We start from the raw sequence: 24,369 nt of genomic DNA, 5'->3' as shown, positions 1-24,369 counted from the left end.
TTCGGCCGGGCGGCGCCCTGTGCCGGATCCGTTCAGAACAGATCCAGCAACCGTTTCAGATAGTCGAGTTCGGCATCCGGCCGCCCGGCCTCGCCCGAGCGGCGGCGGATCTCGTCCAGCAGGTCCCGGGCGCGCTGGTCGGGATCGTTCTGCACCATGTTCTTGTCCGACCCGATCCGCGCCGCATCGCCCGGCTCGCGGCCAAGCGGATCGACCGCATTCGGATCGACCCGGGCCGCATCGCGCGGCGGGCGGTCGCCGCCCTCGGCGCCAGGCTCGCGTCCGGCTTCGGCCTGCGCCTCGCCCAGATCCTTCATCCCCTCGCGCATGGCCTGCATCGCCTCGGCCTGCTTGTCGAGCGCACCCGCCAGATCGCCGTTCTTCAGCGCCTCTTCGGCCTCGCGCATCGCGCGTTCGGCGCTGTCGAGCCGGTCGCGGCCCGACTCGCCCTTTTCCGATCCGTCGCCGGGCAACTGCCCGTCCTGGAGGTCGCGCAACCGCTCGCGCAACTCGCGCTGACGGTCGGCCAGCGCACCCGGATCGCCGCCCTCGCCGTTGCGGCCGCGCTGCATGTCGCGATAGGCATCGTCCGACAGGCCCTGCTGATCCTTGAGCGTGTCGCCCAGTTCCCGCATCGCGCCATTGCCCTGGCCCTGCTGCCCCTCGCCGCCCTGGCCCTGCTGGACCTGAAGGTTCTCCATCAGCTGGCGCAGCTGCTCCATCAGCTCCATCGCCTCGGCGGTCTTGCCTTCCTTCATCAGCCGCTCGATCTCATCGAGCATCTGCTGAAGCTGGTCGCCGGTGATCTCGCGGCCCTCGCCCTGGCTCCCCTGGTCCTGCGGATTGCGCTGCGCCTGCTCGCCCAACTCGCGGGTATAATCGCGCATCGCCTGCTGCATTTCCTTCATCAGCTGGTCGATTTCCTCGGGCGAGGCGCCGTTCCGGATCGCCTCTTCCAGCCGGTCCTGGGCGCGTTGCAGCCGCTCGTAAGCGCTGGCCAGATCGCCTTCCTCGAAGATGAAGGCGATATCCCACAGCTCCTTGACCACCTCGTCGCGCTGCGTGTCGGTCAGCGGCTGGTCCATCGCCTCGACCGCGCGCACCAGCACCCGCAGGCGTTTCGCCGCGTTCTGCGAGCGGCTGAGCTCGTCCGGCCGGTGCATCACCGCGCGCAGGATCTGCATCGCGCGCGAGACATTCTCGCGGTTCCACAGAATGTCGCGGCGCATCTCGATCACCGCCGCCGCCATCGGATCGAAGAAGCGCTTGCCCGGCAGGGTGACGGCATAAGGCGCGGCCTCGCCCTGGTTCCCGCCCGCATCCGAGACCGAGAACACCATGCTCACCGGCATGTTGGCGAAGAGATGCTCCGACAGGTCGTCGATCAGGGTCTGCCCGATCTTCGCGCGGTCGCCCTTCATCGGCATCGGCAGATCAAGCGTGACCGGCTCCTGCGGCTCGGGCGCGGGTTCCAGCCCGTAGCGGCGCGGCACCTGCGCCAGATCGAGGCTGATCGTCACCCGCCCCGCCGTCACGCCGTAATCGTCGCTGGCCGTGAAGCCCTGTTTGAAACGCCCGTCGGCCTCGCGGCCCATCTCGCCCGAGACCTCGACCGCCGGGGGATTGTCGGGCGTGGCGATCACCTGCCATTCGCGCCCGCCGCTGCCCTCGATGGCAAGCCGTCCCGACTGGCTGACCACCAGATCGCTGAGCCCGGCAAGCCCCGCGGGAATGGTCGCGTCCCCGGGCGTGGGCGCGACCTGGGCGACGGTCTGTTCGACCTCCATCGCGCCCTGGTCGCCATAGATGCGGATCTGGATGCGGGTGCCGACCGGCACCTCGACCTCGCCCGCCGCGATGTCGTTGAGGTAGAGCGTCGGCTTGCCGGTATAGGCGGGGGGCCGGGCCCAGCCCTCCCAGACCGGGCCGCCGGGCATCGCCACCGCCGGGCCGGGGGTCAGCCCCGCCACCTCGGTCGCGCGCCAGAAACTGCCGAACAAAGCCGCCATGACGGCGGCGGTCAGCGCAACGTAGCGAAGCGCATAGGGATCGCGTGAGGACAGCCGCAGATCGGGCGCCACCGGCTTCGCGCCGCGCGCCAGCCCCGCCATCCGCGCCAGATGCACCCGCCAGACCGCGACCGAGGCCGGATCCTCCGCCCCGATCACCTGGGCATCGCGCAGGGCCGAAATCGGGCGCCCCGGCAGGCTGGCGTCCAGCCGCGCCAGCGCCTCATCGGCCCCCGGCCTGCGGAACCGCCACAGCCCAGAGGCCAGCGCCGCCAGCGCGGCAACGCCGACCACCGTCAGCCCGATCCGCAACTGCGTCAGGCTGCCGACCTCATGCAGCCCGAAGGCCGCGGCCGAGAAAGCCAGCAGCAGAATCGTCCAGAACGGCCAGAAAGCGCGGCTGATCCGCTCGGCCCACAGCCCCAGAAGCGTCAGACGGCGCGGCCAGACCAGCGATTTCAGCGTGTCAGCGCCGATCCTGTCGAGGTTCATCCGGCCTCCGTTCCCGCACGCCCCCGGCGGGCGGCGTCCTCACAGCCATTCGGGCAGTTTATCGCGCGCGAGGATTTCGTCAAAGGTCGGGCGTTCCCGAATGACGGCGAATTGATGCCCGTTCACCAGCACCTCCGGCACCAGCGGCCTGGTGTTGTATTCGCTGGCCATCACCGCGCCATAGGCGCCTGCCGAGCGGAAGGCGACCAGATCGCCCTCGGCCAGCAAGGGCAGGCTGCGCCCCTTGGCGAAAGTATCGCCGGTTTCGCAGACCGGACCCACCACGTCGAAGTTCTGCACCGGATCGCCCGGAGCGCCTTCGATCACCGGGATGATGTCATGATGCGCCTCATACATCGCCGGGCGCACCAGATCGTTCATCGCGGCGTCGAGGATCAGGAAATCCCGCCCCTCGCCGTTCTTCACGTAAATCACCTCGCTGACGAGAATGCCGGAATTGCCGGAAATCAGCCGCCCCGGCTCGATCTCGATCTCGCAGCCCAAATGCCCGAGCGTGCGCTGGATCATCGCACCATATTCCACCGGCAAGGGCGGCGCCTCGTTCGAGCGGGTGTAGGGGATGCCGAGACCCCCGCCGAGATCGAGCCGTTCAATCGTGTGGCCATCGGCGCGCAGGGTCTGCGTCAGCTCGGCCACCTTGGCGAAAGCCGCCTCGAACGGGGCGAGTTCGGTAAGCTGGCTGCCGATATGCACGTCGATGCCCACCACCTTCAGCCCCGGCAGCCGGGCGGCCTCGGCATAGACTTCGCGCGCGCGGGCAATCGGAATGCCGAATTTGTTCTCGCTCTTGCCGGTGGCGATCTTGGCGTGGGTCCTGGCGTCAACGTCAGGGTTGACGCGCAGGGTGATCGGCGCGGTCTTGCCGAGCGCACTGGCGATCCCGGAAATCGCCCGCATCTCGGGTTCGGATTCGACGTTGAACTGGCGGATGCCGCCTTCCAGGGCCATGCGGATCTCGTCGCGGGTCTTGCCGACGCCGGAAAACACGATCCGCTCGCCCGGCACCCCGGCGGCGCGGGCGCGCAGATATTCGCCGATGGAAACCACATCCATCCCGGCGCCCAGATCGCCCAGCACCTTCAGCACCGCGACATTCGACAGCGATTTGATCGCGAAACACACCAGATGCGGCAAAGGCGCCAGCGCCTCGGAGAACAGCCGGAAATGCCGGGTCAGGGTGGCGGTGGAATAGACGTAGAACGGCGTGCCGACCGCGGCGGCAATCTCGGGCACGGCCACGTCCTCGGCATGAAGCACGCCGCCCCGGTAGAGGAAATGATCCATTGCCCGCGCCTTTCCCTGGTCCTGCGACGCCTGCTATAGCAGAGGCGGGGCCGCGCGCAATTCCGCTCAGAACCCGGCGCCCAGCCGGATCGGGCCAAACCCGGTGCTGACATAGCCGCCGCCGGAACCCGCGCCGACACTGACGCCGCCGACCGCGCCCGAAACCGAAGGGTAGACCTGGCCGTCCCGCCCCACATACACCCCCAGCACCGGATCATAGACCGGCTGCCCGGCACAACCCGCAAGGAACAGGCAAAGGGCGGCGGCCCAATCTTTTGAAACACCGCGCATCAGAAGCTGCGGCTCGTACCGATCGCCATATGGCCCGAGAAGGTGACGCCCGCATCGGGATGGCTCGGCTCGCCCGCCACGCCACAGGCGGCGAGGAACGCGATCAGCGGCAGGGAAAGGGCAAGGCGCATCGGTGTCTCCTTCGCGGGCAGCCTGCCTCAGGCCAGCGCGGCTTTCCAGCGCGCGATCTGCTCGCGCACCCGCACCGGCGCGGTTCCGCCGTAAGAGGTGCGCGAGTTCACCGAGTTTTCCACGCCTAGGACCGAGAACACCTCGTCGGTGATGCCGGGATGCACCGAGCGCATCTGGTCAAGCGTCAGGTCGGGCAGGTCGATCCCGGCCTGCTCGGCCATGGCGACCAGGGCGCCGGTCACGTGATGCGCCTCGCGGAACGGCAGATTGAGGCGCCGCACCAGCCAGTCGGCCAGATCGGTCGCGGTCGAGAATCCGCTTGCCGCCGCCACCGCCAGGCTCTCGCGGTTTGCCGCCATGTCGCTGACCATGCCGGTCATCGCGGCCAGCCCCAGCATCAGATTGTCGGCGGCGTCGAAAACCTGCTCCTTATCCTCCTGCATGTCCTTGGAATAGGTCAGCGCGAGGCCCTTCATGATGGTGAACAAAGCCACCGTCGCCCCGAGGATCCGCCCGAGCTTGGCGCGCAACAGTTCCGCCGCGTCGGGGTTCTTCTTCTGCGGCATGATCGACGAGCCGGTGGTCCATTTGTCCGACAGCCGCACGAAACGGAACTGCGCGCTGGACCAGATCACCAGCTCTTCGGCGAAGCGCGAAAGGTGCATGGCGCAGATCGAGGCCGCCGACAGGAACTCCAGCGCGAAATCGCGGTCGGAAACGGAATCGAGGCTGTTCGCCGTCGGCCGGTCGAACCCGAGCGCCCCGGCCGTCATATGCCGGTCGATGGGAAAGCTGGTTCCCGCCAGCGCGGCCGCCCCGAGCGGGCATTCGTTCATCCGCACCCGCGCATCCTGGAACCGCGAGCGGTCGCGGGCGAACATCTCGACATAGGCCATCATATGGTGGCCCCAGGTCACCGGCTGCGCGGTTTGCAGATGGGTGAAGCCCGGCATCACCCAATCGGCGCCCTGTTCGGCCTGCACCAGGAACGCCTGCATCAGCGCGGTCAGGCCGGAAATCGCCGCGTCGCATTGCTCGCGCACCCAGAGCCGGAAATCCACCGCCACCTGGTCGTTGCGGCTCCGGCCGGTGTGCAGGCGCTTGCCAGCCTCGCCCACGATCTCTGTCAGCCGCGATTCCACGTTCAGATGGATGTCCTCCAGCTCCACCCGGAACGGAAACGTGCCCGCCTTGATTTCTGACAAGACGGTGAGCAGCCCTTCCCTGATAACCTGCGCATCGCTATCGGTAAGAATGCCCTGCGCCGCCAGCATCGCGGCATGGGCGCGCGAACCGGCGATGTCCTGCGCGTAAAGCCGTTTGTCGAATCCGATCGAGGCGTTGATCGCCTGCATGATCGCATCCGGCCCTTCGGCGAAACGCCCGCCCCACATCTGGTTGGCGGCTTTGGTCTGGTCGGATGCGCTCATGGGGGCTGGTCCCGGGGATTGAGTGGCGGGTATGGAGAGGATGATGCGGAAAACTCTGGCGGTGCTTTATACCGTGCTGGCGCTTGGCGCAAACCCCGCCCTGGCGGAAGATCCCGCGGCCCTGCGCGAGGGCGATATGAAGAAGCTCGCGCTGCACGAGGCGCCGGTCGCTTTGCCCGAGGCCGCGCTGGTGACGCTGGACGACGCCCCGGCCTCGCTGGCGGAGTATCGCGGCAAATGGGTGGTGCTGAACTTCTGGGCCACCTGGTGCGCGCCCTGCCGGGCCGAGATGCCGTCTTTGGACCGGCTCCAGGCCGCGCTGCCGGATCTGGCGGTGGTGCCGGTCGCCACGGGTCGCAACGAGCCCGCCGCGATCACCCGCTTCTACGAGGAGGCCGGGATCGCAAATCTGCCCGTGCTGCGCGATCCGAAATCCGGCCTGTCGCGGCAGATGGGGATCATGGCGCTGCCGGTGACGGTGATCCTGAACCCCGAAGGCCAGGAGGTCGCCCGGCTGATCGGCGATGCCGAATGGGACAGCGCCAGCGCCCAGGCGGTGCTGTCCGCGCTGATGGCCGGTCCCTGAGCGCCAAATTCGTTTGAACGAATTTGCAAATTTCTTCGAAGAAATTTGCGCCTAAAGATCGAATGTCGCGAAAACCGGCACATGGTCCGAGGGCTGCTCCCAGCCCCGCGCGTCGCGCAGGATGCGCGAGCCGTGGCCCGCGTTCGAGATGTCCGGCGTGGCCCAGATATGGTCCAGCCTCCGGCCCTTGTCGGCGGCGTTCCAGTCGGGGCTGCGATAGCTCCACCAGGAATAGAGCCGCCCCTCGGGCATGTCCTGACGGGTGATGTCCACCCATTTCCCGGCATCCTGCGCCGCGCCCAGATGCTCGACCTCGACCGGCGTATGGCTGACGATCTTCAGCAAAGCCTTGTGATTCCACACGTCATCCTCGCGCGGCGCGATGTTCAGATCGCCGACGAGGATCGCCTTCTCCGGCCGGTCGGCATGAAAAACGTCACGCATCTCGGCGATGAAATCCAGCTTCTGGCCGAATTTCACATTCTGCGCGCGGTCGGGAATGTCGCCCCCCGCCGGGACATAGAAATTATGGATGGTGACGCCGTTCTCAAGCCGCGCCGCCACATGCCTTGCATGGCCGAGCGCGGCATAATCGCGGTCGCCCGCATCGGTCAGCGGCAGTTTCGACAGGATCGCCACGCCGTTGTAGCCCTTTTGCCCGCGCGCCACCATGTAACGGTAGCCAAGCGCCGCAAACCCCTCGGTCGGGAATTTGTCGAGCGGGGTCTTGATCTCTTGCAGGCACAGAACATCCGGCAGTTCGGAACTCAGCAGCCGCGACACCAGCCCCTCGCGCAGACGGACGGAATTGATGTTCCAGGTGGCGAGGGTGAAGGGCATCGGGTCTCTCCTGTGGCACGGCCCGAGCCCTAACAAGCGCGGGGCCAAAAAGAAAGCCCGGCACGCTGATACGGATCACGCGAAACACCGGGCAAAGTCCAACAGGGAGTGGTAATTACGTACCATGAAATCTGGCTTTTGCGAATGGGGGCCGATCACGCAGCGCGCCGTCATGGCATTTTCGCAACTCTCCCTCAGGTTGAAAAAAGGCCGGACCCGAGGGCCCGGCCAGTCCAACAGGGAGGAACCGTGTCATAACCCCGACACGGCAAGGGGAACTCTCTGGTGTCAGCCTTTCCCATATCGCGGAAAAAAGACACCAGCCTGGCGACATTATGGCGCGATTTTACGCCACCAGCCGATAGCCACCGCTCTCGGTCACCAGCAGCCGCGCGTTCGAGGGATCGGGCTCGATCTTCTGGCGCAGCCGGTAGATATGGGTCTCCAGCGTATGGGTGGTCACCCCGGCGTTGTAGCCCCAGACCTCATGCAGCAGCACATCCCGCGCCACCACGCCCGATTGCGCGCGGTAGAGGTATTTCAGGATATTGGTCTCTTTCTCGGTCAGGCGGATCTTGCGGTCCTTCTCGTCGACCAGCAGCTTCTGCGCCGGGCGGAAAGTATAGGGGCCAAGCTGGAAGATCGCGTCTTCCGACTGCTCATGCGTGCGCAGCTGCGCCCGGATCCGGGCCAGCAGCACCGGGAATTTGAACGGCTTCGTCACATAGTCATTGGCGCCCGAGTCGAGGCCCAGAATGGTGTCGCTGTCGGTATCGTGCCCGGTCAGCATCATGATCGGGCATTTCACCCCGGATTTCCGCATCCGCCGGCACAATTCGCGCCCGTCGGTGTCGGGCAGGCCCACGTCCAGGATCACCAGATCGTAGATCGCGGCCTTGGCCTTCTCCATCCCCTCGGCGCCGGTCCCGGCCTCGAACACGTCGAAATCCTCGGTCATCACCAGTTGTTCCGACAGCGCCTCGCGCAGGTCGTCGTCGTCGTCCACCAGAAGGATCTTGCGAAGCTGGGCCATGATCGTGGTCCTTTCGTTTCTCTGGCCCAACAGATGCGCCCGCATCACATTTGCCGCAAGATTTGCGACAATGGACTCACGGGCTCGTGTCGCTTTGGCGGGGAATGTTTCAATCCTGTCATCCTTTCGCTAGAGATTGGCGCAGGAGATTAGCGATGACAGCAGACCCCCGGCCTTTTTCCAGCCTCGGCCCCGGCATCACCGAACGGCTTGCCCGCGCGCGCGGCGATCTGCGGATGGGGGTGCCGGTGGTGCTGGCGGGCGAGGGCGAGGCGGCGCTCGCCGTCGCGGTCGAGGCGCTGGACCCGGCGCGGCTGACTGCCCTGCGGGCGCTCGGCACCCCGGAACTGGCGCTGACCTCGCATCGCGCCGAGACGCTGAAAGCCTTCGCCTGCGACGGAGACATCGCCCGGATCGCGGTGCCGAAAGACGCCGATACCAGCTGGCTGAAGGCGATCGCCGATCCGCAGGACGATCTGCGGGTGCCGATGAAGGGCCCGGTGCGCGGGCTTTACGGCGGATCGGGCGCGCTGCATCGCGCCGCCGTCCTGCTGGCGAAATCAGCGCGGCTGCTCCCGGCGGCGCTGCTCGTGAAGGTCGAACACCCGCTGGCGCTGGCCGCCGATCACGGGCTGACCTTCCTGCGGCTCGATGAGACGATGCCCGCACTGTCGCGGCTGTCGCCTCTGGACAATGTGGTCGCGGCGCGGCTGCCGATGGCGCTGGCCGGCGCGGGGCGGCTGCATGTCTTCCGTCCCGACGACGGCGGCGACGAGCATTACGCCATCGAGATCGGCCAGCCGCCGCGCGACCGCCCGGTGCTGACGCGGCTGCATTCGGCCTGTTTCACCGGCGACGTTCTGGGCAGCCTGAAATGCGACTGCGGCCCGCAGCTTCACGCCGCGCTCGCCCAGATGGGCGAGGAAGGCGCGGGGGTGCTGCTGTATCTGAACCAGGAGGGGCGCGGGATCGGGCTCGCGAACAAGATGCGGGCCTATTCGCTCCAGGATCAGGGTTTCGACACGGTCGAGGCCAATCACCGGCTCGGCTTCGAGGACGACGAGCGCGATTTCCGCATCGGGGCCGAACTTCTGCGCGGCCTGGGCTTCTCGGCCGTGCGGCTGCTGACCAACAACCCGCGCAAGGTGGCGATGCTGGAAAGCTGCGGGCTGCGGGTGGTGGACCGGGTGCCGCTGAAGGTGGGCAAGACCGCCGAGAACGCCGCCTATCTGGCGACCAAGGCGGCGAAATCCGGGCATCTGTTGTGATCCCCGGCCAAAGCCCGCAGGATCTGGTGCTGACGCCCATCGGCCTGCGCTTCATGGGGCGGCTGATCCCCTGCTCCATCGGGCGCGGCGGTGTCTCGGGCGACAAGCGCGAGGGCGACGGGGCGACGCCCGCAGGCGTCCTGCGCATCACCGGCGCGCTTTATCGCCCCGACCGCCTGAGCGCGCGCCGGGTGCCGCCCTGGGCGCGGCCGATCCGGCCCGGCGATCTGTGGTCGGACGACAGCCGCGATCCGGCCTACAACCGTTCCGTGCGCGCACCGCATGGTTTCTCGCATGAGGATCTGCGCCGCGCCGATCCGCTTTACGATCTTGTGCTGCTGACCGACTGGAACACCGAGCCTGCGGTGCCGGGCCGCGGCTCGGCGATCTTCCTGCATAGCTGGCGCCGGCCCGGATACCCGACCGCGGGCTGCGTCGCCTTCGCGCGGGCGGATCTGTTGTGGCTGGCGGCGCGGATCGCGCCGGGCGCGCGGCTGATCGTCCCGCGCCGGATTTCGTAACGAAATCCGGTCCGGTTTCTTGCAAGAAACCGGCGCGGCGTCAGCGCGGCGCCCGGTCTCCGAAGATCGCGCTGCCGACGCGGATATGGGTCGCGCCATGGGCGATGGCGGTCTCGAAATCGGCGCTCATCCCCATCGACAGACCGCTCAGCCCGTTGCGCGCGGCGATCTCCGCCAGCATCCGAAAATGCGGCGCGGCGTCCTCGTCCTCGGGCGGGATGCACATCAGCCCGACCACCGGCAGGAACATCCCCCGGCAGGCGGCGATGAAATCATCGGCCTGGCCGGGCAGGATCCCGGCCTTTTGCGCCTCTTCGCCGGTGTTGACCTGGATGAACAGATCGGGGCTTGCGCCGCGCGCATCGGCAAGCCGCGCCAGCCGTTCTGCGACCGAGGGCCGGTCCACCGTATGGATCGCGTCGAAAAGATCGACCGCGACCTTGGCCTTGTTGGTCTGCAACGGACCGATCATATGCAGCTTCACGCCGGGGTATTTCGCGCGCCAGGCCGGCCATTTGAACGCCGCCTCCTGGACGTAGTTCTCGCCGAACACCCGATGGCCCTGATCCAGCACCGCCTGCACCCGCGGGCCGGGCTGCACCTTGGACACCGCGATCAGCGTCACCGAACCCGCGGCCCGGCCCGCCGCCTGCTCCGCCGCCGCGATGCGTGTCGTGATCTCTGCCAGAGCCATGCCGTCTTCCTTCCTTTCCGCCCGCGAGAGAGAGGCGGCCTTCTCCGGCGCAGGTTAGGCAGAGCGGCGGGAAAAGGAAAGGACGGGGCGGTGCTCCGACAGCGAGGCGCAGAAAAGAAAAGAGCGGGCAAAAGCCCGCTCTTTCCGTAACCGCTGATCGTAAGATCAGAAGTCGAAGCGAACGCCGATGTCGGCGCGGGTGGAGGTGTTGGTCCAGCCGCTTGCCGCGTCACCCCAGCCCGACTGGATCGAACCCGAGAGGCGAGCACCTTCGCCCAGCGAGTAGTCAGCGCCGAGGCCGTAGGCGGTGTCGGTGTTCAGACCGCTGTCGAGGTCCAGTTCCGAGATGTAGGCTTTGACGGTGGTCGCGCCGAAGTTGTAGTCGCCCCACAGGGTAACCTGGCTGCCGCTGTCGCCCGGAACGATGCTCAGGATGTCCTGATCGTAGTAGTTCAGGCCGACATTGCCGGCGCCGAAGTTATAGGCAGCACCGACGAACAGAAGGTCAGCACCGTCCACGCCAGCGGCGTTCGACACGAACGAACCGGCGACCGAGAACTGGCCGTTCGTCCAGTCGGCGGCGATGCCGAGCTCTTCGCCAACGGTGGCCGGCAGCGAGCTGGCATACTGATCCGGGTCGACATACGAGAAGTACAGATTCACGCCCGAGATCGAGTAGGTCGCAGCGACGCCGGTATAGCCGGGCGTCACCGAACTGATCGAACCCTTCGAGTTGTAGGCGAAGAAGTTCGAAGTGTTGCCGCCGTCAGCGTCGCCATACGAGAAGTCCTGGTAGCCCATTTCCGAATTGTAGGTCAGGGCGACCGAGTCGAAAGCGGTGTCGACGTTGCCGACCGAGACGGTCAGGCCTTCGTAGCCGACCGAGAACTGGGCGGTGTTGAAGTCGCCATAGGTATCGCCATCGTCATACTGAACGCGCAGACGGGCGCCGAAGGTCACGCCGACATCGGTTTCGGTGGTTGCGTCGATGTTGAAACGCAGACGGCTGGAGATCACGGTGTCTTCCGCAAGCGGATCATTGTTGCGGTCTTCGATATATTCCAGACCGAAGCGGCCGTAACCCGAGATGGTGACGTCAGCGGCAGCCATACCGCCGGTGGCGACCAGAGCGGTGGTTGCGATGAGAAGCTTTTTCATTCGTTTTCCCTCGATTGACTTCTAAGGATGCAGCCCAACTCAGGGGAATCCGAATTGGGTATGGAGTGTATTTCCGCCTCTGCGCCCCTGATTGCAATGATGATGGCGGGGGCGCCCCGGAAACGCCGCAACCATGGTGCACCAATGCCACAGTCGCGCCACCGGGCTTTTCGCGGCCGGCACCGCCGCCCGGGCGCGGCGAAGCCTTGCCCTGCCGGGCGGACAGCCGCCCGAAAGCCCTTGTTCGGCCCCAGGCCCCAGGCTAGACAACATCTGTGTTGACCGGAGGATCCCAATGACCTTGGCAAATGCCGCGCGTCTCGCGCTCAGCGGGGGCATGATTCTGATCCTTGCCGCCTGTGGCGGGAATTCCACCGGCACCGGCGGTTCGGGCGAGCGCACATTCGCCACCGGCCAGAACTCACCGCTCTTGGGAACCGCGCGCGAGCGCGAGGCGCGCGCGAAAAGCGGCACCATCTGGGGCATGTTCCGCTCTGAAGACCCCAATGTCACGGTCGAGGTGAACAAATATCTCTGGCAGGCCAGCCTTGAGGTGCTGAATTTCCTGCCCATCGAGACGGTCGATCCCTTCACCGGGGTGATCGTCACCGGCTATGGCCGCCCCCCCGGCGGCGGGCGGGCCTATCGCGCGACGATCTATGTCCAGGATCCGGCGCTGGAAGCGCGCAGCCTTCGGGTCTCGCTGCAAAGCCAGGGCGGCGGGGCGGTGGCGCCCGAAACCGTCCGCGCGGTCGAGGATGCAATCCTGACCCGCGCGCGCCAGTTGCGCATCCGCGACAGCAGGCTGTGATCCGACGGAAGTAAACGCACGGATATCGACGGACAGGCGGGCGGGAGAGATCCCGCCCTTTTCCTTTGCCGCTAGCGCCGCGTCATGGCGATGCGCAGCAGCGTGCGCTCCATCAGCGCCAGGCCCGGAACCTTGGCCGAGGAGCGCAAAGTCAGATCCGCCTCGACCAGATCGGCGATCACCGGCTCCAGCGTGCGCTGGCCCCAGGCGCGCAGCTGATTCTGCATCCGGTCGCGGCGCGGGCCGAACACCCGCGCCTTTTGCAGCCCGATCTGCGGCCCGCCCGGATCGCTGGCCGCGATATGCAGGCTGCGGAAATGCCTGAGCGCCTGGATGCACAAAGTGACCGGCAGCATCCCCTGCCCCGCCAGCCGCTGCATCAGAAGGCCCACCCGCCGCCCCTCGCCCTCGGCCACGGCATGGAGCAGCTCGTCCACCTCGGTCTCGATGGTCGCGGGCGCCAGCGCCGCCACCTCGGCCGGGGTCAGGGCCGTATCGTCGTGCCATTTGTAGAGCGCGATCTTCTCCAGCGTCTGGCGGAAATCGCCGGGGTCGAGCGCGCGGGCCAGCGTGTTCAGATCGGCCATCGCCTCGGGCTCGATCCGCGAGAGGCCGGCCTTCTTCAACTCGGCCTCGATCTCCTCGCGGGTGGGCGGGTCGTCGTAGAGGCCGATGCAGATCGCGTTCGGATGTTTCTCGAACAGGGTTTTCAGCGCGGATTTGCCCTTCAGCTCGCCCGCGGTCACCACCACCACCGCATCGCCCGGCCTCCAGTCTTTCAGCGTGGCGGCGATGGTTTCGGTCAGCCCGTCGGTCGCATCCTCGACGAAGGCCGCGCGCGGGCCGGGGAAGAAGCCGACCGCCTTCACCGCGTCGTTCAGCGCGGCGGCGTCCTTGCGCAGATCGGCGCCGGACATCCGCGAGAGCCGCATCTCGGCCTCGCCCTCGGGGCCGATCAGCGCGAGGATCGCCTCCTGCCGTTTCAGCGCGACCCGCATCGCATCGGCGCCGAAGATCAGAAGCCCCGCCCGCGCAGGATCGGGTTTGGCGAGATAGCGGCTGGCCTCGGCCCCGCGTAAGAGCATCTCAGCCCCGCCGCGCGAGTTGCGCGATCATCTGCGCCACCACCTGATCGGCGAGGATCCGCATCAGGCGGACCTGGGCGTCTTCTTCCGCCGCCAGCATCGCCACGGTCGAGCCGGTGGCCGCGAAAGCGGTGAAGCTCTGCGCCCGGCCCTGGGCGACCGTGGTGCCCGCGCCGTCCACCAGCCGGTAGCGGACCCAGCCCTCAAGATTGTAGCGCGTGGTGCGGTTGTCGGCGGTGATGCCGACGCCCACGGTGCGGGTGCCGATCTCATAGGTCAGGTCGTAAGCGTGGCGCTCGGGGCGGCCCAGGCGTTCCTCGATCCGCTGCACGAAGGCGAAAGCGTCCTTCGTCGAGGGATCCGCCGCGCGCACCGTGCCGAGCAGCGCCTCGGCCGGGCCGCCCTTCTGATAGGCCGGGGTGAAGCCGCAGGCGGCAAGCGCCAGCGGCATGATCAGGAAGGCGCGGCGGTCAGGCCCTGATTTTCTAGGCGACGACATTGATGATGCGACCCGGGACGACGATGATCTTCTTCACCGGGTTTCCGGCAAGGAATTTGACCACATCCTCATGCGCCAGCGCCAGCTTTTCAACCTCGGGCGCGGGCAGATCCTTCGCCACGCTGATTTCCGCCCGCCTCTTGCCGTTGATCTGGATCGGCAGGGTGACGGTATCGTCCACCAGCAGCGCCGGATCGGCCTTGGGCCAAGGCGCGCGGGCGCACAGCCCCTGCCCGCCCTGATAGGCCCAGATCGATTCCGCGATATGCGGCGTCATCGGCGACATGAGCTGGCCAAGCGTGCGCATGGCTTCCTTCATCACCGGGGTCGAGGCATCGGCCTTCGCGATGGTGTTTGTGAAGGCGTAAAGCCCGGCGATCGCCTTGTTGAAGGCGAAGCTCTCGATCGAGCGCGTCACCTCCTCCACGGCGCGGGCGGTGGCCTTGCGCAGATCGGTGTCGCCCGGGCCGGTGTGATCCGCGGGCATGGTGCCGATGCGCGAACACAGCGACCAGACCCGCGAGAGGTGTTTATGCGTGGCCTCGGCCCCGGCGGCGGTCCATTCCACATCGCGCTCGGGCGGGGAGTCCGACATCACGAACCAGCGCGCGGTATCGGCGCCGTAGGCCGCGATGATGTTCATCGGATCGACGACGTTCTTCTTCGATTTCGACATCTTGGCCGAGGGGATGATCTCGACCGGGGTGCCGTCTTTCAGCGTGGCGCCCTCATCGGTGCGAATGACCTCTTCAGGCAGATGCCAGACCGGGCGGCCCTTGTCGTCGGTGGTCTTGTAGATCTCATGCGTGACCATGCCCTGGGTGAACAGGGCCTCGAAGGGCTCGCGCGATCTGGCGGGCAGGTGGCCGGTCTCGTTCATCGCCCGGGCAAAGAAACGCGAATACAACAGATGCAGGATCGCGTGTTCGATGCCGCCGATATACTGATCGACGTTCATCCAGTAATCCGCATCCGCCGCAACGGTCGGCGTCTGCGCGCGCGGCGAGGTGAAGCGGGCGTAATACCAGGACGAATCGACGAACGTGTCCATCGTGTCGGTTTCGCGCTTCGCCGCGGCACCGCAGTTCGGGCAGGCCACGTCGCGCCAGCTGGGATGGCGATCCAGAGGATTGCCGGGCTTGTCGAAGCTGACGTCATAGGGCAGTTCGACCGGCAGGTTTTCCTTCTTCTCGGGCACCACGCCGCAGGCCGGGCAGTGCACCACCGGGATCGGGCAGCCCCAGTAGCGCTGGCGCGACAGGCCCCAGTCGCGCAGGCGGAACTTTGTGACGCCCTGGCCGAAGCCCTTGTCCTCGGCCAGTTTGATCGCCTCGGCCAAAGCCTCGTCGCCGGTCATCACCCGGTTCGTGACCACGCCGCGGATATATTGCACGGGCTCGGATTTCGCGGGGGTGAAGGCCTCGGCCAGCGGAGCCTCCTGCGCGCCCTCGGCCACGAAGACCGACGGGATCGGCAGGCCGTATTTGCTGGCGAACTCGAAATCGCGCTGGTCATGTGCCGGGCAGCCGAAGATCGCGCCGGTGCCGTAATCCATCAGGATGAAGTTCGCGATATAAACCGGCAGTTCGCGCGCGGGGTCGAGCGGGTGCTTCACCCGGATGCCGGTGTCCATCCCCAGCTTCTCGGCAGTTTGCAGCGCCTCTTCGGTGGTGCCGCCGCGGCGCGCCTCGGCGACGAAGGCGGCGATCTTCGGATCCTGCGCTTCCAGCGCCTTTGCCAGCGGATGGTCGGGCGAGATCCCGGCGAAGCTCGCGCCCATCAGCGTATCGGGGCGGGTGGTATAGACCTCCAGCCGGTCGAACCCTTCCGGCGCGCCCACGGTTTCAAAGGCGAATTGCAGCCCGCGCGACTTGCCGATCCAGTTGGCCTGCATCAGGCGCACCTTCTCGGGCCAGTGCGTCAGCCCGTCGAGCGAATCGAGCAGATCCCCGGCCATATCCGAGATGCGGAAGAACCATTGCGTCAGCTCGCGCCGCTCCACCGCCGCGCCCGAGCGCCAGCCCTTGCCGTCGATCACCTGCTCGTTCGCGAGCACGGTCATATCGACCGGATCCCAGTTCACCACCGCCGCCTTGCGATAGACGAGACCCTTCTCCAGCATGTCGAGGAACATCGCCTGCTGCTGGCCGTAATATTCCGGGTCGCAGGTGGCGAATTCGCGGCTCCAGTCGATCGACAGGCCGAGCGGCTTCATCTGTGCCTTCATGTCAGCGATATTGCCATAGGTCCAGTCGCGCGGATGGCCGCCACGCTCCATCGCGGCATTCTCGGCGGGCATCCCGAACGCGTCCCAGCCCATCGGATGCAGCACCGAGAACCCGCAGGACGCCTTATAGCGCGCCACCACATCGCCCATCGTGTAGTTGCGCACATGGCCCATATGGATGCGCCCCGACGGATAGGGGAACATCTCAAGCACGTAATATTTCGGCTTTGCCGGATCGGCTTTGGCGGTGAAGACCCCGGCCTCGTCCCAGGCGGACTGCCATTTGGTTTCGATGACCGAAGGTTCGTAGCGCGACGACATGGCAAGCCTCTCAGACTGGACGGGGAGGGATTACCCCCCCGCGCGCCCGAGGTAAAGGATCACAGCATCAGCTCCATGTCGCGATGCGCGATGCCGGCGTCGTCGTATTCCGGGCCGAAGGCGCGGAAGCCGAGCGCCTCGTAGAAGCCGAGCGCATGGATCTGCGCGCCCAGCTTCGCCCGGGTCATACCGGGGAGGGTGCGCAGTTCCGCCAGCGCCGCGCGCATCAGCGCCGCGCCGATGCCCTGGCCGCGGGCCTCTGCCAGCACGCAGACCCGGCCGATCTTGCCGGTCTCGCCCCTGATCAGGATGCGGGCGGTGCCGACCGGGCGGCCGTCGATCTGCGCCAGCAGATGCAGCGCGCCCTCGTCCAGCCCGTCGAGTTCCTCGGCCTCGGAGACAAGCTGTTCCTCGATGAACACCCGGCGGCGCAAGGCATGGCAGGCAGCCAGATCGGTCGTCGGCCCGACGATCACGCGAAATACTCGCGCAGGATACGGGTATAGATCGCCTTGAGCTGGCGGATCTGCGCCACCTCGACCCGCTCATCCACCTGGTGCATGGTCTTGCCGACCAGACCGAATTCCACCACCGGGCAATGGTCCTTGACGAAACGCGCATCCGAAGTGCCGCCGGAGGTGGAATACTCCGGGCTGACCCCGGTTTCCGCCTCGACCGCGCGGCGGATCAGCTCCGAGAAATCGCCCGGGGGCGTCAGGAAGCTCTCGCCCGAGACCGAGACCCGGGTGTCGATCTGCACCCCGGTCTCGGCCTGCACCTCTGCGGCCTGGCCGCGCAGCCAGCCGGTCAGGCTCTCGCCGCTGTGCAGATCGTTGAAGCGGATGTTCACCACCGCCGTGCCGCGCGCCGGGATCACATTGGTCGCCGGATTGCCGCAGTCGATGGTGGTGATCGCCAGCGTCGAGGCGTCGAAATGCGCGCTGCCCTGATCCAGCGGCTGCGCCTCCAGCCGGGCCAGCAGCTTCACCAGCGCGGTGAGCGGGTTCTTCGCCCGGTGCGGATAGGCGGAATGGCCCTGCACACCCTGCGCCGCGAAGCGCGCGGTCAGGCTGCCGCGACGGCCGATCTTCATCATCTCGCCCATCCGGTCAGGGCAGGTCGGCTCGCCCACCAGACAATGCGTCATCCGCTCGCCCTCAACCGCCATCCAGTCCAGCAAAGCCACGGTGCCGTCGGTCGCCACGTCTTCCTCATCGCCGGTGATGGCGAGGATCACCGCGCCGTGAGGCGGCGTCTCGCGCACGAAATCCACCGCGGCGGCGGCGAAGGCGGCGACCCCGGATTTCATATCGGTGGCGCCGCGGCCATACATCCAGCCGCCCTCCACCTCGGCCCCGAAGGGATCGCGCGTCCAGGCCGCAAGATCGCCGACCGGCACCACATCGGTATGGCCGTTGAAGCCGAACGAGCGATTGGCGCCCCGCGCGCCCCAGCGGGCGAAGAGATTGGCGATGCCGCCGCGATCAACACGGGTGCAGGTGAAGCCCGCGCCGCTCAGCAGGTCCTCCAGCAGCAGCAGCGCGCCGCCCTCGGCCGGGGTGACCGAATTGCAGCGGATCAGCCGGGCGGTGAGGTCCACAGGATCGACGGGGGAAACGGCGGGCATCATGGTCTCCATTCTGGCAGCACAGGCTTAATCGCGCGGCAGTCCTTCGGCAACCGCCGACGGCGTGGCGCACCGGCAACCGGAGGCCGGGAAAGTGCAGAGGCGCGCAATCGCCGGATGACAGCGGCGGCGGCGCGCGGTTAGCTGTTCCCCCGCAGGGCACACAGGGAACGATGAACCGCCAGCCCGACAAGCCAGATCGCCTCTCTGAATGCGCGGGCCTCTCCGTCGCCGGGTCCGGCTGGCTGATGCTCTCGGGCCAGAGCGCGCCCGCGCGTCTGCCAGACCGCCTGGATCGCGGGCGGCTGAGCATCGAGCTGTCCTGGCCGCTGCCGCAGGACGTGCTGCTCGACTGGCAGGCGGGTGAGCAGACGCTCTCGCTGTTCCACCACCCGCGCACGGGCCTTGCGCTGTTGTGGCGCGAAGGCGAGTGCGCGCTGCGCCTGCGTCTCGCAGCGCCTCTCCCCTGCACCACCCGCGCCGCGCGGCTGGATCTGTCCTGGGAAGCGGGCGCCTGGTCGCTGCGGCTGGAGGACGCCGCGGGCCGGGAGATCGCCCGCGCCCGCCCGCCGCGCGGGCAGCCTCCGGCGGGCCTGCCCGGAGCGGCGCTGGCGGCGCTCTGCCGGGGCGATGGGATCCGGCGGCGCGACCTGTCGGTCCTGTGGTTCGGGCTCTCGGACGGGGTGCTGCCCGCGCGCAGCCCCTGGATCGGCCGCGCGACCCCGATCGACACGCCCGCGGGGCCGGTGGCGGCGGGCGCATTGCAAACCGGAGACTGGATCTTCACCCGCGACGCCGGGCCGGTCCGGCTGCGCGGGGTGCGGCATTTCGAGATGCCCTCGCGCGGCAGCCATGCGGCGGTGATCCTGCGCGCGCCCTGGTTCGCGCGCCGCGCCGACCTGCTGGTCTCGGCCGACCAGATGATCGCCTTGCGCGGGTCCGAGATCGAATATCTCTTCGACAGCGAGGAAATCGTGGTGGCCGCCGGATCGCTGATCGATGGCAAGGCCGCGCTCGCCGATCAGCGCCGCGACACCACCCCCTGCCTCGCGCTCGACACCGGCGGGCCGCATCTGATCGAGGCCGACGGCTGCTGCCTGATGGCTACCGGCCCGGCAGAGGCGCCCGCCCGGGTGCTGGAGGATTACGAGGCGCTTTCGCTCCTTTCGGCACTGGCGCGGATGCGCCCCTAGGGGCCCCGGTCGCCCGCGACCACCGCCTCGACCGGCGACAGCACGATGGCGGTGGCATTCCTGACCGTCAGCACCACGCCCGGCAACAATCCGACCCGCGCGCTGGCCTCGGCCCGGAAGGCGGCGTCGATATTGGCGATCCCGCCCAGAAGCTGCAACAGCGCCGGCGAGGTGCCCAGATTGTTGTGCCCCGAGCCCTGGTTGTAGGCGGCGGTGTCGAAATAGGTCACGTTCAGATCCGCAAGCGGCGTCACATCATGCAGATTGCCCAGCCGGTCGGGCATGCCCGCGATCCGCGACGACAGATTGAGCACGGAATCGCGGCGGCTGCCGAAGATCAGGAAGGGTTGCGGCAGTTCGCCCATCGCATGGGCCTGGGCACGGAACAGATCCACATCGAGATCGGGCGAGATCAGGATCACCCCGCCCAGCCGGTCCATCACCCGCCGGTCGCCCCGGATCGCGGCCTGACGCAAAGTCTCCATCGTCAGTGCGCCGCCCATCGAATGGGCGACGATCACGATCCGCTCCGCCCCGGCCTCGGCCACCTCGGCCAGCAGCTCCTCAAGCCCGTCGCGGCCGAACAGCGCCGAATCGCGGTCGTAGACATAGCCCAGCGCCGATCCGCGCGAGGGCCATGCGTAATGCACCGCCACGCCCGGCACCTTCAGATCGTAATGCATCTGCGCCACACGGTAGACGCTTTCGGCCATGGTGTTGTTGAACCCATGGACATAAACGACCACGTCGCGCTGCCCGCGCCGCCCGAGCGCCGCCTTCAGATCGGTGCGGAAGGCCGCCTCACCCGCGAATTTGATATCGGCGAGCGTCAGGAAATCCCGCGACGGATCGGCCGAGCGCGCATTGCGCGGCCAGGTCACCTCGCCGGGGGCATGGTCGCGCGGCACCAGGATATCGAAACGCAGGAAACTCGCCGCGCCCGAGCGGCCGAAGCCGAATTCGCCGTTCTCCTCCAGCCGCGAGGTGCCGACATAGATCGCCTGGCGGACCGCGACCTGCTGGGCCAGCGCCACCTTATCGGGCGGCAGCTCCTCAAGCATGATGATGCGGCCGCGCGGCGTGCAGGCGACCACGGACAGAAAGACGAGAATCGCGACAAACACTCTCATGCAGCTTCCATCGCCCGCGCGCCCGCCCGCGGTCAAGCCCATAGCCGGAGCGCGCCTCTGTGCGTGGGCGCCTTCCGTCCCCGCCCGCCGCGCCTGTGGCAGGCGCCGGACGCCTCCGGCGGGGGTATTTGGGTCAGGATGAAAGCCCCTTATGCTTTCACCCTGATATAAGTACCCCGGGGGTGAGCTGCGAAGCAGCGAGGGGGCGGCGCCCCCTTTCGCCCTCAGTCAGAGCACGTAACGCGAAATATCCGCCGAACGCGCCAGTTCGCCCACGTTCTTCTCGACGAAATCCTCATTCACCACCACCTCGTCGCCGGAACGGTCCGGCGCGGTGAAGGAGAGTTCCTCGAACACCCGCTCCATCACCGTATACAGCCGCCGCGCGCCGATGTTCTCGACGCTGCGGTTCACCTCGGCCGCCAGCCGGGCGATGGCGGCGATTCCGTCCTCTGTGAAGCGGACCTTCACCTCTTCGGTCGCCATCAGCCCGGCATATTGCCGGGTCAGCGCATTGTCGGTCTCGGTCAGGATGCGGACGAAATCCGCCTCGGTCAGCGCGCCCAGCTCCACCCGGATCGGCAAACGACCCTGGAGTTCCGGAAGCAGATCCGAGGGCTTCGCCACATGGAAGGCGCCGGAGGCGATGAACAGGATATGATCGGTCTTCACCGGGCCGTATTTGGTGGAAACCGTGGTGCCCTCGATCAGGGGCAGCAGGTCGCGCTGTACGCCCTCGCGCGAGACATCGGCGCCGCGCGCCTCGGCCCGGGCGCAGATCTTGTCGATCTCGTCGAGAAAGACGATGCCGTTCGACTGCACGGCATCGAGCGCCGCGAGCTTCACCGCCTCGTCGTCGAGCAGCTTGTCGGCCTCCTGCCCGATCAGCAGATCGTAGCTCTCGGCCACGGTGACGCGCTTTTTCGTACTGCGCTGGAAGGCCTTGCCGAACATCTCCTGCAAGCCCTGGAGCTGCATCTCCATGCCCTGGCCGCCGCCCATCATCATCGGCAGCGCCGGACCGGCGTCGGTGATCTCGATCTCGATCATCGTGTCATCGAGTTCGCCCGCGCGCAGCTTCCTGCGGAACATCTCGCGGGTCTGTTCGCGCGAATCCTTGCCGGCAACGGCGTCGATCACCCGTTCCTCGGCGGCGCGGCGGGCCTTTTCGCGCACCTCCTCGCGCATCAGCGCGCGGGTGTCGACCACCGCCACATCCATCAGATCGCGGATGATGCTGTCCACGTCGCGGCCGACATAGCCGACCTCGGTGAACTTGGTCGCCTCGACCTTGAGGAACGGCGCCTTCGCCAGCCGGGCAAGGCGGCGCGAGATTTCGGTCTTGCCGACCCCGGTCGGGCCGATCATCAGGATGTTCTTCGGATAGACCTCATCGCGCAGATCGTCCGCCAGGCGCTTCCTGCGCCAGCGGTTGCGCAGCGCCACGGCAACAGCGCGCTTGGCGTCGCGCTGGCCGATGATGAAACGGTCGAGCTCCGAGACGATCTCGCGCGGGGTCAGGTCGGTCATCGGGGCTTCCTCGTATCCATGGCGCATCACTTAAAGACCGGGGGCGGGCGTTTCAACCGCAGCGCCGGGCGTCTCAGCCCGCCCAGGGCGGCAGGCGGCTTTTGCCGGGAAAGTCCGGCAGGGCCCGCATCAGCCCGTTGCGCAGCTGCACCCACCAGGTTCCCATGGCGGTGATCAGCGCGCCAAGGATCAGCAGCAGCAGCACCCAGGCGCCGAAGGCCCCACCCTCGCCGATGACCCAGCCCAGCACCAGCGCGATATAGGCGATGGCCGCCGACAGGAACGAGCGCCGGTCGATCACCAGCGCCAGAGCCGTGATCACCAGCAGCGCGAGGATCAGCAGCAGCATCCCCCGGGTGCCGCCCGAGTTATACAGCGTCAGCGCCACCGTATTCACCAGCGCGGGCGCGGCCGAGAGATGCAGCCAGAAGGCGGTGGCCGAATGGCGCCCCAGCCGGTTCGGATCCTTCATGTCGAACCACATGCCGGCTGCGAAAGCCGCCAGCCCGAAGACCAGCGTGGTCAGCGCGAAGACCGGGCTTTGCCGCAGGTCGAAGAACCGGCCGAGGCCGTTGCGACTGGTGCCGATCAGCACGTCGGCGATCACCTGGGGCGAGGCCACCAGCGAATACAGCGTCAGCAGCGCGAAACCCGCCAGCACGAACATCGAAAACGGCAGCCGGAACCGGCGATACCACAGCCCCATCGCCAGCGTCGCCACGATCAGCGGCAGCACCACCAGCCAGCGGCTGAAATCGAGGCTGTCGGCCATGGTTTGCAGCATCAGCGTGACGCCCGCCACCAGGATCGAGCCGCCGAAGGTCACGGCCAGCACCATCGAGGGCAGGTTCATCCGCCGCTTCAGCGTGAAATAACCCGCCCACCACCAGGCGATAGCGGCGCAGATCAGCGGCAGGAAGATCGCGATGGCGGCGCCGCCCACCCAGGCGATCAGCCCCATCAGGCCGGAAAGCAGGATGATCAGGCCGATCGAGATGAAGATCTCGGAAAAGCCGCGGAAGAACTCGAAAGGTTCGTCCTCGCCCGCCAGGGCGGCGCGGCGCCCGGCGCGGGATTCGGCCAAAGCCTTCAGCCCCGCGGCCTGGGCCTCGGTCAGGATCCCGGCCTGGACACCGGCGCGCAGATCTTCCGGGGTCATTTCGCGATCTTCTCGACGGTGAGATTGCCGTTCGTATAGACGCAGATCGAGGCCGCGATGGCCATGGCCTTGCGCGCCACCTCTTCGGCGGAGAGGCCGGTCTCCATCAGCCCGCGCGCGGCGGCCAGAGCGTAATTGCCGCCCGAGCCGATGGCGGCCACGTCATGTTCGGGTTCCAGCACATCGCCCGCGCCGGTCAGCACGAAGACCTGATCGCCGTCGGTCACGATCAGCATCGCCTCAAGGTTGCGCAGGTATTTGTCCATCCGCCAGTCTTTCGCCAGATCGACGCAGGCGCGGGCAAGTTGCCCCGGCGCGGCCTCCAGCTTCTTCTCCAGCCGCTCCAGCAGGGTGAAGGCATCGGCGGTGGAGCCCGCGAAGCCGCAGACCACCGGATGGCCCCCGGGCGACAACCGGCGCACCTTGCGGGCCGAGCCCTTGATCACGGTCTGGCCCAGGCTGACCTGGCCGTCTCCGGCCACCACCACCTCGCCGCCGCGGCGCACCGCGAGAATCGTGGTGCCGTGCCAGCCGGGAAACTTGTCATCCGCCATCATTCGCCCTTCCGGTTGCTGTCTGCCCGACAGGAAAACGGGCCCCGGAGGGCCCGTTCGCGCATCTCACGCTTCGGTTCAGATCGCCGAGTTGATCCAGTTCGCCAGCGCCGCCTTGGGCGCGGCGCCGGTCTTGTTCGAGACGACCTGGCCATCCCGGAACAGAAACAGCGCCGGAATCCCGCGCACGCCCAGTTGCGCCGGGCTGTCGGGGTTCTCGTCCACGTTGACCTTCACGATCTTGACCCGGCCCTGGTATTCGGCGGCCAGTTCTTCCAGCGCCGGGCCGATCATCCGGCAGGGGCCGCACCATTCGGCCCAGAAATCCACCACGACCGGAATCGCCGACTGGCGGACTTCCTGATCAAAAGTGGCGTCGGTAACGGCGATGGTGGCAGCGCCCATAGTGGTTCTCCTGAATGGATGGTCGGAATCGAAACTAGGTTTGCCCCCGGGGAAGATCAAGGTCGCCCG

Annotated in this window: 24 protein-coding genes; 5 read left to right on the top strand and 19 right to left on the bottom strand. The window is 67.3% G+C overall.

The window, feature by feature from the left end:
- Nucleotides 1–32: 32 nt before the first annotated feature.
- The 5 genes from XINFAN_RS05045 to argH all read right to left on the bottom strand — a co-directional run bounded on the left by XINFAN_RS05045 (nt 33) and on the right by argH (nt 5,659).
- Nucleotides 33–2,501, bottom strand: a complete 2,469-nt coding sequence (locus tag XINFAN_RS05045; protein ID WP_124085394.1) for a DUF4175 domain-containing protein — start codon at nt 2,499–2,501, stop codon at nt 33–35.
- Nucleotides 2,502–2,540: 39 nt separating this feature from the next.
- Nucleotides 2,541–3,806 (bottom strand): diaminopimelate decarboxylase, encoded by a 1,266-nt coding sequence (lysA, locus tag XINFAN_RS05040; protein ID WP_124085393.1) that lies wholly within the window; start codon nt 3,804–3,806, stop codon nt 2,541–2,543.
- 66 nt (nt 3,807–3,872) lie between these two features.
- A complete protein-coding gene (locus XINFAN_RS05035; RefSeq protein ID WP_124085392.1) occupies nt 3,873–4,097 on the bottom strand; it encodes a hypothetical protein in 225 nt (74 codons plus the stop codon).
- Nucleotides 4,097–4,228 carry an argininosuccinate lyase gene (locus XINFAN_RS05030; RefSeq protein WP_124085391.1) on the bottom strand — a complete coding sequence of 44 codons (132 nt, stop codon included), beginning with the start codon at nt 4,226–4,228 and terminating at the stop codon, nt 4,097–4,099. The genes XINFAN_RS05035 and XINFAN_RS05030 overlap by 1 nt, the downstream gene beginning before the upstream one ends.
- 27 nt (nt 4,229–4,255) lie before the next feature.
- On the bottom strand, nt 4,256–5,659 hold the full coding sequence (gene argH, locus XINFAN_RS05025; RefSeq protein WP_124085390.1) for an argininosuccinate lyase: 1,404 nt from the start codon (nt 5,657–5,659) through the stop codon (nt 4,256–4,258).
- A 40-nt stretch (nt 5,660–5,699) separates the two neighbouring features.
- Between argH and XINFAN_RS05020 the strand changes: the two genes are divergently transcribed.
- Nucleotides 5,700–6,245 (top strand): TlpA family protein disulfide reductase, encoded by a 546-nt coding sequence (locus XINFAN_RS05020; RefSeq protein ID WP_124085389.1) that lies wholly within the window; start codon nt 5,700–5,702, stop codon nt 6,243–6,245.
- A 51-nt stretch (nt 6,246–6,296) separates the two neighbouring features.
- On the opposite strand, the gene XINFAN_RS05015 is transcribed toward XINFAN_RS05020, so the two are convergent.
- Together XINFAN_RS05015 and XINFAN_RS05010 are read right to left on the bottom strand one after the other, a co-directional pair.
- A complete protein-coding gene (locus XINFAN_RS05015) occupies nt 6,297–7,085 on the bottom strand; it encodes an exodeoxyribonuclease III (protein ID WP_124085388.1) in 789 nt (262 codons plus the stop codon).
- A gap of 346 nt (nt 7,086–7,431) precedes the next feature.
- Nucleotides 7,432–8,118 carry a response regulator transcription factor gene (locus XINFAN_RS05010; protein WP_124085387.1) on the bottom strand — a complete coding sequence of 229 codons (687 nt, stop codon included), beginning with the start codon at nt 8,116–8,118 and terminating at the stop codon, nt 7,432–7,434.
- 155 nt (nt 8,119–8,273) lie between these two features.
- On the opposite strand from XINFAN_RS05010, the gene ribA reads away from it, so the two are divergent.
- Together ribA and XINFAN_RS05000 are read left to right on the top strand one after the other, a co-directional pair.
- Entirely contained in the window at nt 8,274–9,386 is a 1,113-nt protein-coding gene (gene ribA / locus XINFAN_RS05005) for a GTP cyclohydrolase II (protein ID WP_233352126.1), read from the top strand.
- 53 nt (nt 9,387–9,439) lie between these two features.
- Nucleotides 9,440–9,907, top strand: a complete 468-nt coding sequence (locus XINFAN_RS05000; protein WP_124085590.1) for a L,D-transpeptidase family protein — start codon at nt 9,440–9,442, stop codon at nt 9,905–9,907.
- Between the two features lie 40 nt (nt 9,908–9,947).
- Here XINFAN_RS05000 and XINFAN_RS04995 read toward each other — a convergent pair whose 3' ends face one another.
- Both XINFAN_RS04995 and XINFAN_RS04990 read right to left on the bottom strand, forming a co-directional pair.
- The gene (locus XINFAN_RS04995) at nt 9,948–10,601 is read right to left on the bottom strand and encodes a YggS family pyridoxal phosphate-dependent enzyme (protein ID WP_124085385.1); all 654 of its coding nucleotides are present in this window, start codon (nt 10,599–10,601) and stop codon (nt 9,948–9,950) included.
- A 165-nt stretch (nt 10,602–10,766) separates the two neighbouring features.
- Nucleotides 10,767–11,759, bottom strand: a complete 993-nt coding sequence (locus XINFAN_RS04990; RefSeq protein WP_124085384.1) for a porin — start codon at nt 11,757–11,759, stop codon at nt 10,767–10,769.
- Nucleotides 11,760–12,054: 295 nt separating this feature from the next.
- On the opposite strand from XINFAN_RS04990, the gene XINFAN_RS04985 reads away from it, so the two are divergent.
- Nucleotides 12,055–12,570 (top strand): DUF3576 domain-containing protein, encoded by a 516-nt coding sequence (locus XINFAN_RS04985; RefSeq protein WP_124085383.1) that lies wholly within the window; start codon nt 12,055–12,057, stop codon nt 12,568–12,570.
- Between the two features lie 71 nt (nt 12,571–12,641).
- On the opposite strand, the gene holA is transcribed toward XINFAN_RS04985, so the two are convergent.
- Genes holA through dapE form a run of 5 tightly spaced genes read right to left on the bottom strand, consistent with a single transcriptional unit; the run spans nt 12,642 to nt 18,329 of the window.
- On the bottom strand, nt 12,642–13,655 hold the full coding sequence (holA, locus tag XINFAN_RS04980; protein ID WP_124085382.1) for a DNA polymerase III subunit delta: 1,014 nt from the start codon (nt 13,653–13,655) through the stop codon (nt 12,642–12,644).
- 1 nt (nt 13,656) lies between these two features.
- Complete coding sequence (gene lptE, locus XINFAN_RS04975) at nt 13,657–14,154, bottom strand: LPS assembly lipoprotein LptE (protein WP_124085381.1); 498 nt, start codon at nt 14,152–14,154, stop codon at nt 13,657–13,659.
- The gene (gene leuS, locus XINFAN_RS04970; protein WP_124085380.1) at nt 14,141–16,702 is read right to left on the bottom strand and encodes a leucine--tRNA ligase; all 2,562 of its coding nucleotides are present in this window, start codon (nt 16,700–16,702) and stop codon (nt 14,141–14,143) included. Before leuS ends, lptE begins: the two co-directional genes overlap by 14 nt.
- 59 nt (nt 16,703–16,761) lie before the next feature.
- Nucleotides 16,762–17,175 carry a GNAT family N-acetyltransferase gene (locus XINFAN_RS04965; RefSeq protein WP_435530854.1) on the bottom strand — a complete coding sequence of 138 codons (414 nt, stop codon included), beginning with the start codon at nt 17,173–17,175 and terminating at the stop codon, nt 16,762–16,764.
- Nucleotides 17,175–18,329, bottom strand: a complete 1,155-nt coding sequence (gene dapE / locus XINFAN_RS04960) for a succinyl-diaminopimelate desuccinylase (RefSeq protein WP_124085378.1) — start codon at nt 18,327–18,329, stop codon at nt 17,175–17,177. The genes XINFAN_RS04965 and dapE overlap by 1 nt, the downstream gene beginning before the upstream one ends.
- A 173-nt stretch (nt 18,330–18,502) precedes the next feature.
- On the opposite strand from dapE, the gene XINFAN_RS04955 reads away from it, so the two are divergent.
- Nucleotides 18,503–19,522 (top strand): Hint domain-containing protein, encoded by a 1,020-nt coding sequence (locus XINFAN_RS04955; RefSeq protein WP_124085377.1) that lies wholly within the window; start codon nt 18,503–18,505, stop codon nt 19,520–19,522.
- Here XINFAN_RS04955 and XINFAN_RS04950 read toward each other — a convergent pair.
- The 5 genes from XINFAN_RS04950 to trxA form a co-directional block, all read right to left on the bottom strand.
- The gene (locus tag XINFAN_RS04950) at nt 19,519–20,652 is read right to left on the bottom strand and encodes an alpha/beta hydrolase (protein ID WP_160144543.1); all 1,134 of its coding nucleotides are present in this window, start codon (nt 20,650–20,652) and stop codon (nt 19,519–19,521) included. The genes XINFAN_RS04955 and XINFAN_RS04950 overlap by 4 nt on opposite strands.
- A gap of 228 nt (nt 20,653–20,880) precedes the next feature.
- A complete protein-coding gene (gene hslU / locus XINFAN_RS04945; RefSeq protein ID WP_124085375.1) occupies nt 20,881–22,182 on the bottom strand; it encodes an ATP-dependent protease ATPase subunit HslU in 1,302 nt (433 codons plus the stop codon).
- A gap of 73 nt (nt 22,183–22,255) precedes the next feature.
- Nucleotides 22,256–23,341: a hypothetical protein gene (locus XINFAN_RS04940; protein WP_124085374.1), complete on the bottom strand. Its 1,086-nt coding sequence runs from the start codon at nt 23,339–23,341 to the stop codon at nt 22,256–22,258.
- A complete protein-coding gene (gene hslV, locus XINFAN_RS04935) occupies nt 23,338–23,895 on the bottom strand; it encodes an ATP-dependent protease subunit HslV (protein ID WP_124085589.1) in 558 nt (185 codons plus the stop codon). The genes XINFAN_RS04940 and hslV overlap by 4 nt, the downstream gene beginning before the upstream one ends.
- Nucleotides 23,896–23,973: 78 nt before the next feature.
- Complete coding sequence (gene trxA, locus XINFAN_RS04930; protein WP_124085373.1) at nt 23,974–24,300, bottom strand: thioredoxin; 327 nt, start codon at nt 24,298–24,300, stop codon at nt 23,974–23,976.
- Between the last annotated feature and the right edge of the window lie 69 nt (nt 24,301–24,369).

Origin of the sequence: Pseudogemmobacter humi (assembly GCF_900609055.1) — a bacterium.
Classification (GTDB): domain Bacteria; phylum Pseudomonadota; class Alphaproteobacteria; order Rhodobacterales; family Rhodobacteraceae; genus Pseudogemmobacter; species Pseudogemmobacter humi.
This window is presented reverse-complemented; position numbering and strand designations above follow the sequence as displayed.

Excerpts from the sequence above, each read along its gene's own strand:
- trxA (WP_124085373.1), bottom strand. The coding sequence starts at position 24,300 with ATGGGCGCTGCCACCATCGCCGTTACCGACGCCACTTTTGATCAGGAA.
- holA (WP_124085382.1), bottom strand. The coding sequence starts at position 13,655 with ATGCTCTTACGCGGGGCCGAGGCCAGCCGCTATCTCGCCAAACCCGAT.
- XINFAN_RS05045 (WP_124085394.1), bottom strand. The coding sequence starts at position 2,501 with ATGAACCTCGACAGGATCGGCGCTGACACGCTGAAATCGCTGGTCTGG.
- leuS (WP_124085380.1), bottom strand. The coding sequence starts at position 16,702 with ATGTCGTCGCGCTACGAACCTTCGGTCATCGAAACCAAATGGCAGTCC.
- XINFAN_RS05015 (WP_124085388.1), bottom strand. The coding sequence starts at position 7,085 with ATGCCCTTCACCCTCGCCACCTGGAACATCAATTCCGTCCGTCTGCGC.
- XINFAN_RS04990 (WP_124085384.1), bottom strand. The coding sequence starts at position 11,759 with ATGAAAAAGCTTCTCATCGCAACCACCGCTCTGGTCGCCACCGGCGGT.
- lysA (WP_124085393.1), bottom strand. The coding sequence starts at position 3,806 with ATGGATCATTTCCTCTACCGGGGCGGCGTGCTTCATGCCGAGGACGTG.
- lptE (WP_124085381.1), bottom strand. The coding sequence starts at position 14,154 with ATGTCGTCGCCTAGAAAATCAGGGCCTGACCGCCGCGCCTTCCTGATC.
- XINFAN_RS05010 (WP_124085387.1), bottom strand. The coding sequence starts at position 8,118 with ATGGCCCAGCTTCGCAAGATCCTTCTGGTGGACGACGACGACGACCTG.
- XINFAN_RS05035 (WP_124085392.1), bottom strand. The coding sequence starts at position 4,097 with ATGCGCGGTGTTTCAAAAGATTGGGCCGCCGCCCTTTGCCTGTTCCTT.
- hslU (WP_124085375.1), bottom strand. The coding sequence starts at position 22,182 with ATGACCGACCTGACCCCGCGCGAGATCGTCTCGGAGCTCGACCGTTTC.
- XINFAN_RS04985 (WP_124085383.1), top strand. The coding sequence starts at position 12,055 with ATGACCTTGGCAAATGCCGCGCGTCTCGCGCTCAGCGGGGGCATGATT.
- argH (WP_124085390.1), bottom strand. The coding sequence starts at position 5,659 with ATGAGCGCATCCGACCAGACCAAAGCCGCCAACCAGATGTGGGGCGGG.
- XINFAN_RS05000 (WP_124085590.1), top strand. The coding sequence starts at position 9,440 with ATGGGGCGGCTGATCCCCTGCTCCATCGGGCGCGGCGGTGTCTCGGGC.
- XINFAN_RS04940 (WP_124085374.1), bottom strand. The coding sequence starts at position 23,341 with ATGACCCCGGAAGATCTGCGCGCCGGTGTCCAGGCCGGGATCCTGACC.
- hslV (WP_124085589.1), bottom strand. The coding sequence starts at position 23,895 with ATGGCGGATGACAAGTTTCCCGGCTGGCACGGCACCACGATTCTCGCG.
- XINFAN_RS05030 (WP_124085391.1), bottom strand. The coding sequence starts at position 4,228 with ATGCGCCTTGCCCTTTCCCTGCCGCTGATCGCGTTCCTCGCCGCCTGT.
- ribA (WP_233352126.1), top strand. The coding sequence starts at position 8,274 with ATGACAGCAGACCCCCGGCCTTTTTCCAGCCTCGGCCCCGGCATCACC.
- dapE (WP_124085378.1), bottom strand. The coding sequence starts at position 18,329 with ATGCCCGCCGTTTCCCCCGTCGATCCTGTGGACCTCACCGCCCGGCTG.
- XINFAN_RS04955 (WP_124085377.1), top strand. The coding sequence starts at position 18,503 with ATGAACCGCCAGCCCGACAAGCCAGATCGCCTCTCTGAATGCGCGGGC.
- XINFAN_RS04995 (WP_124085385.1), bottom strand. The coding sequence starts at position 10,601 with ATGGCTCTGGCAGAGATCACGACACGCATCGCGGCGGCGGAGCAGGCG.
- XINFAN_RS04950 (WP_160144543.1), bottom strand. The coding sequence starts at position 20,652 with ATGAGAGTGTTTGTCGCGATTCTCGTCTTTCTGTCCGTGGTCGCCTGC.
- XINFAN_RS05020 (WP_124085389.1), top strand. The coding sequence starts at position 5,700 with ATGATGCGGAAAACTCTGGCGGTGCTTTATACCGTGCTGGCGCTTGGC.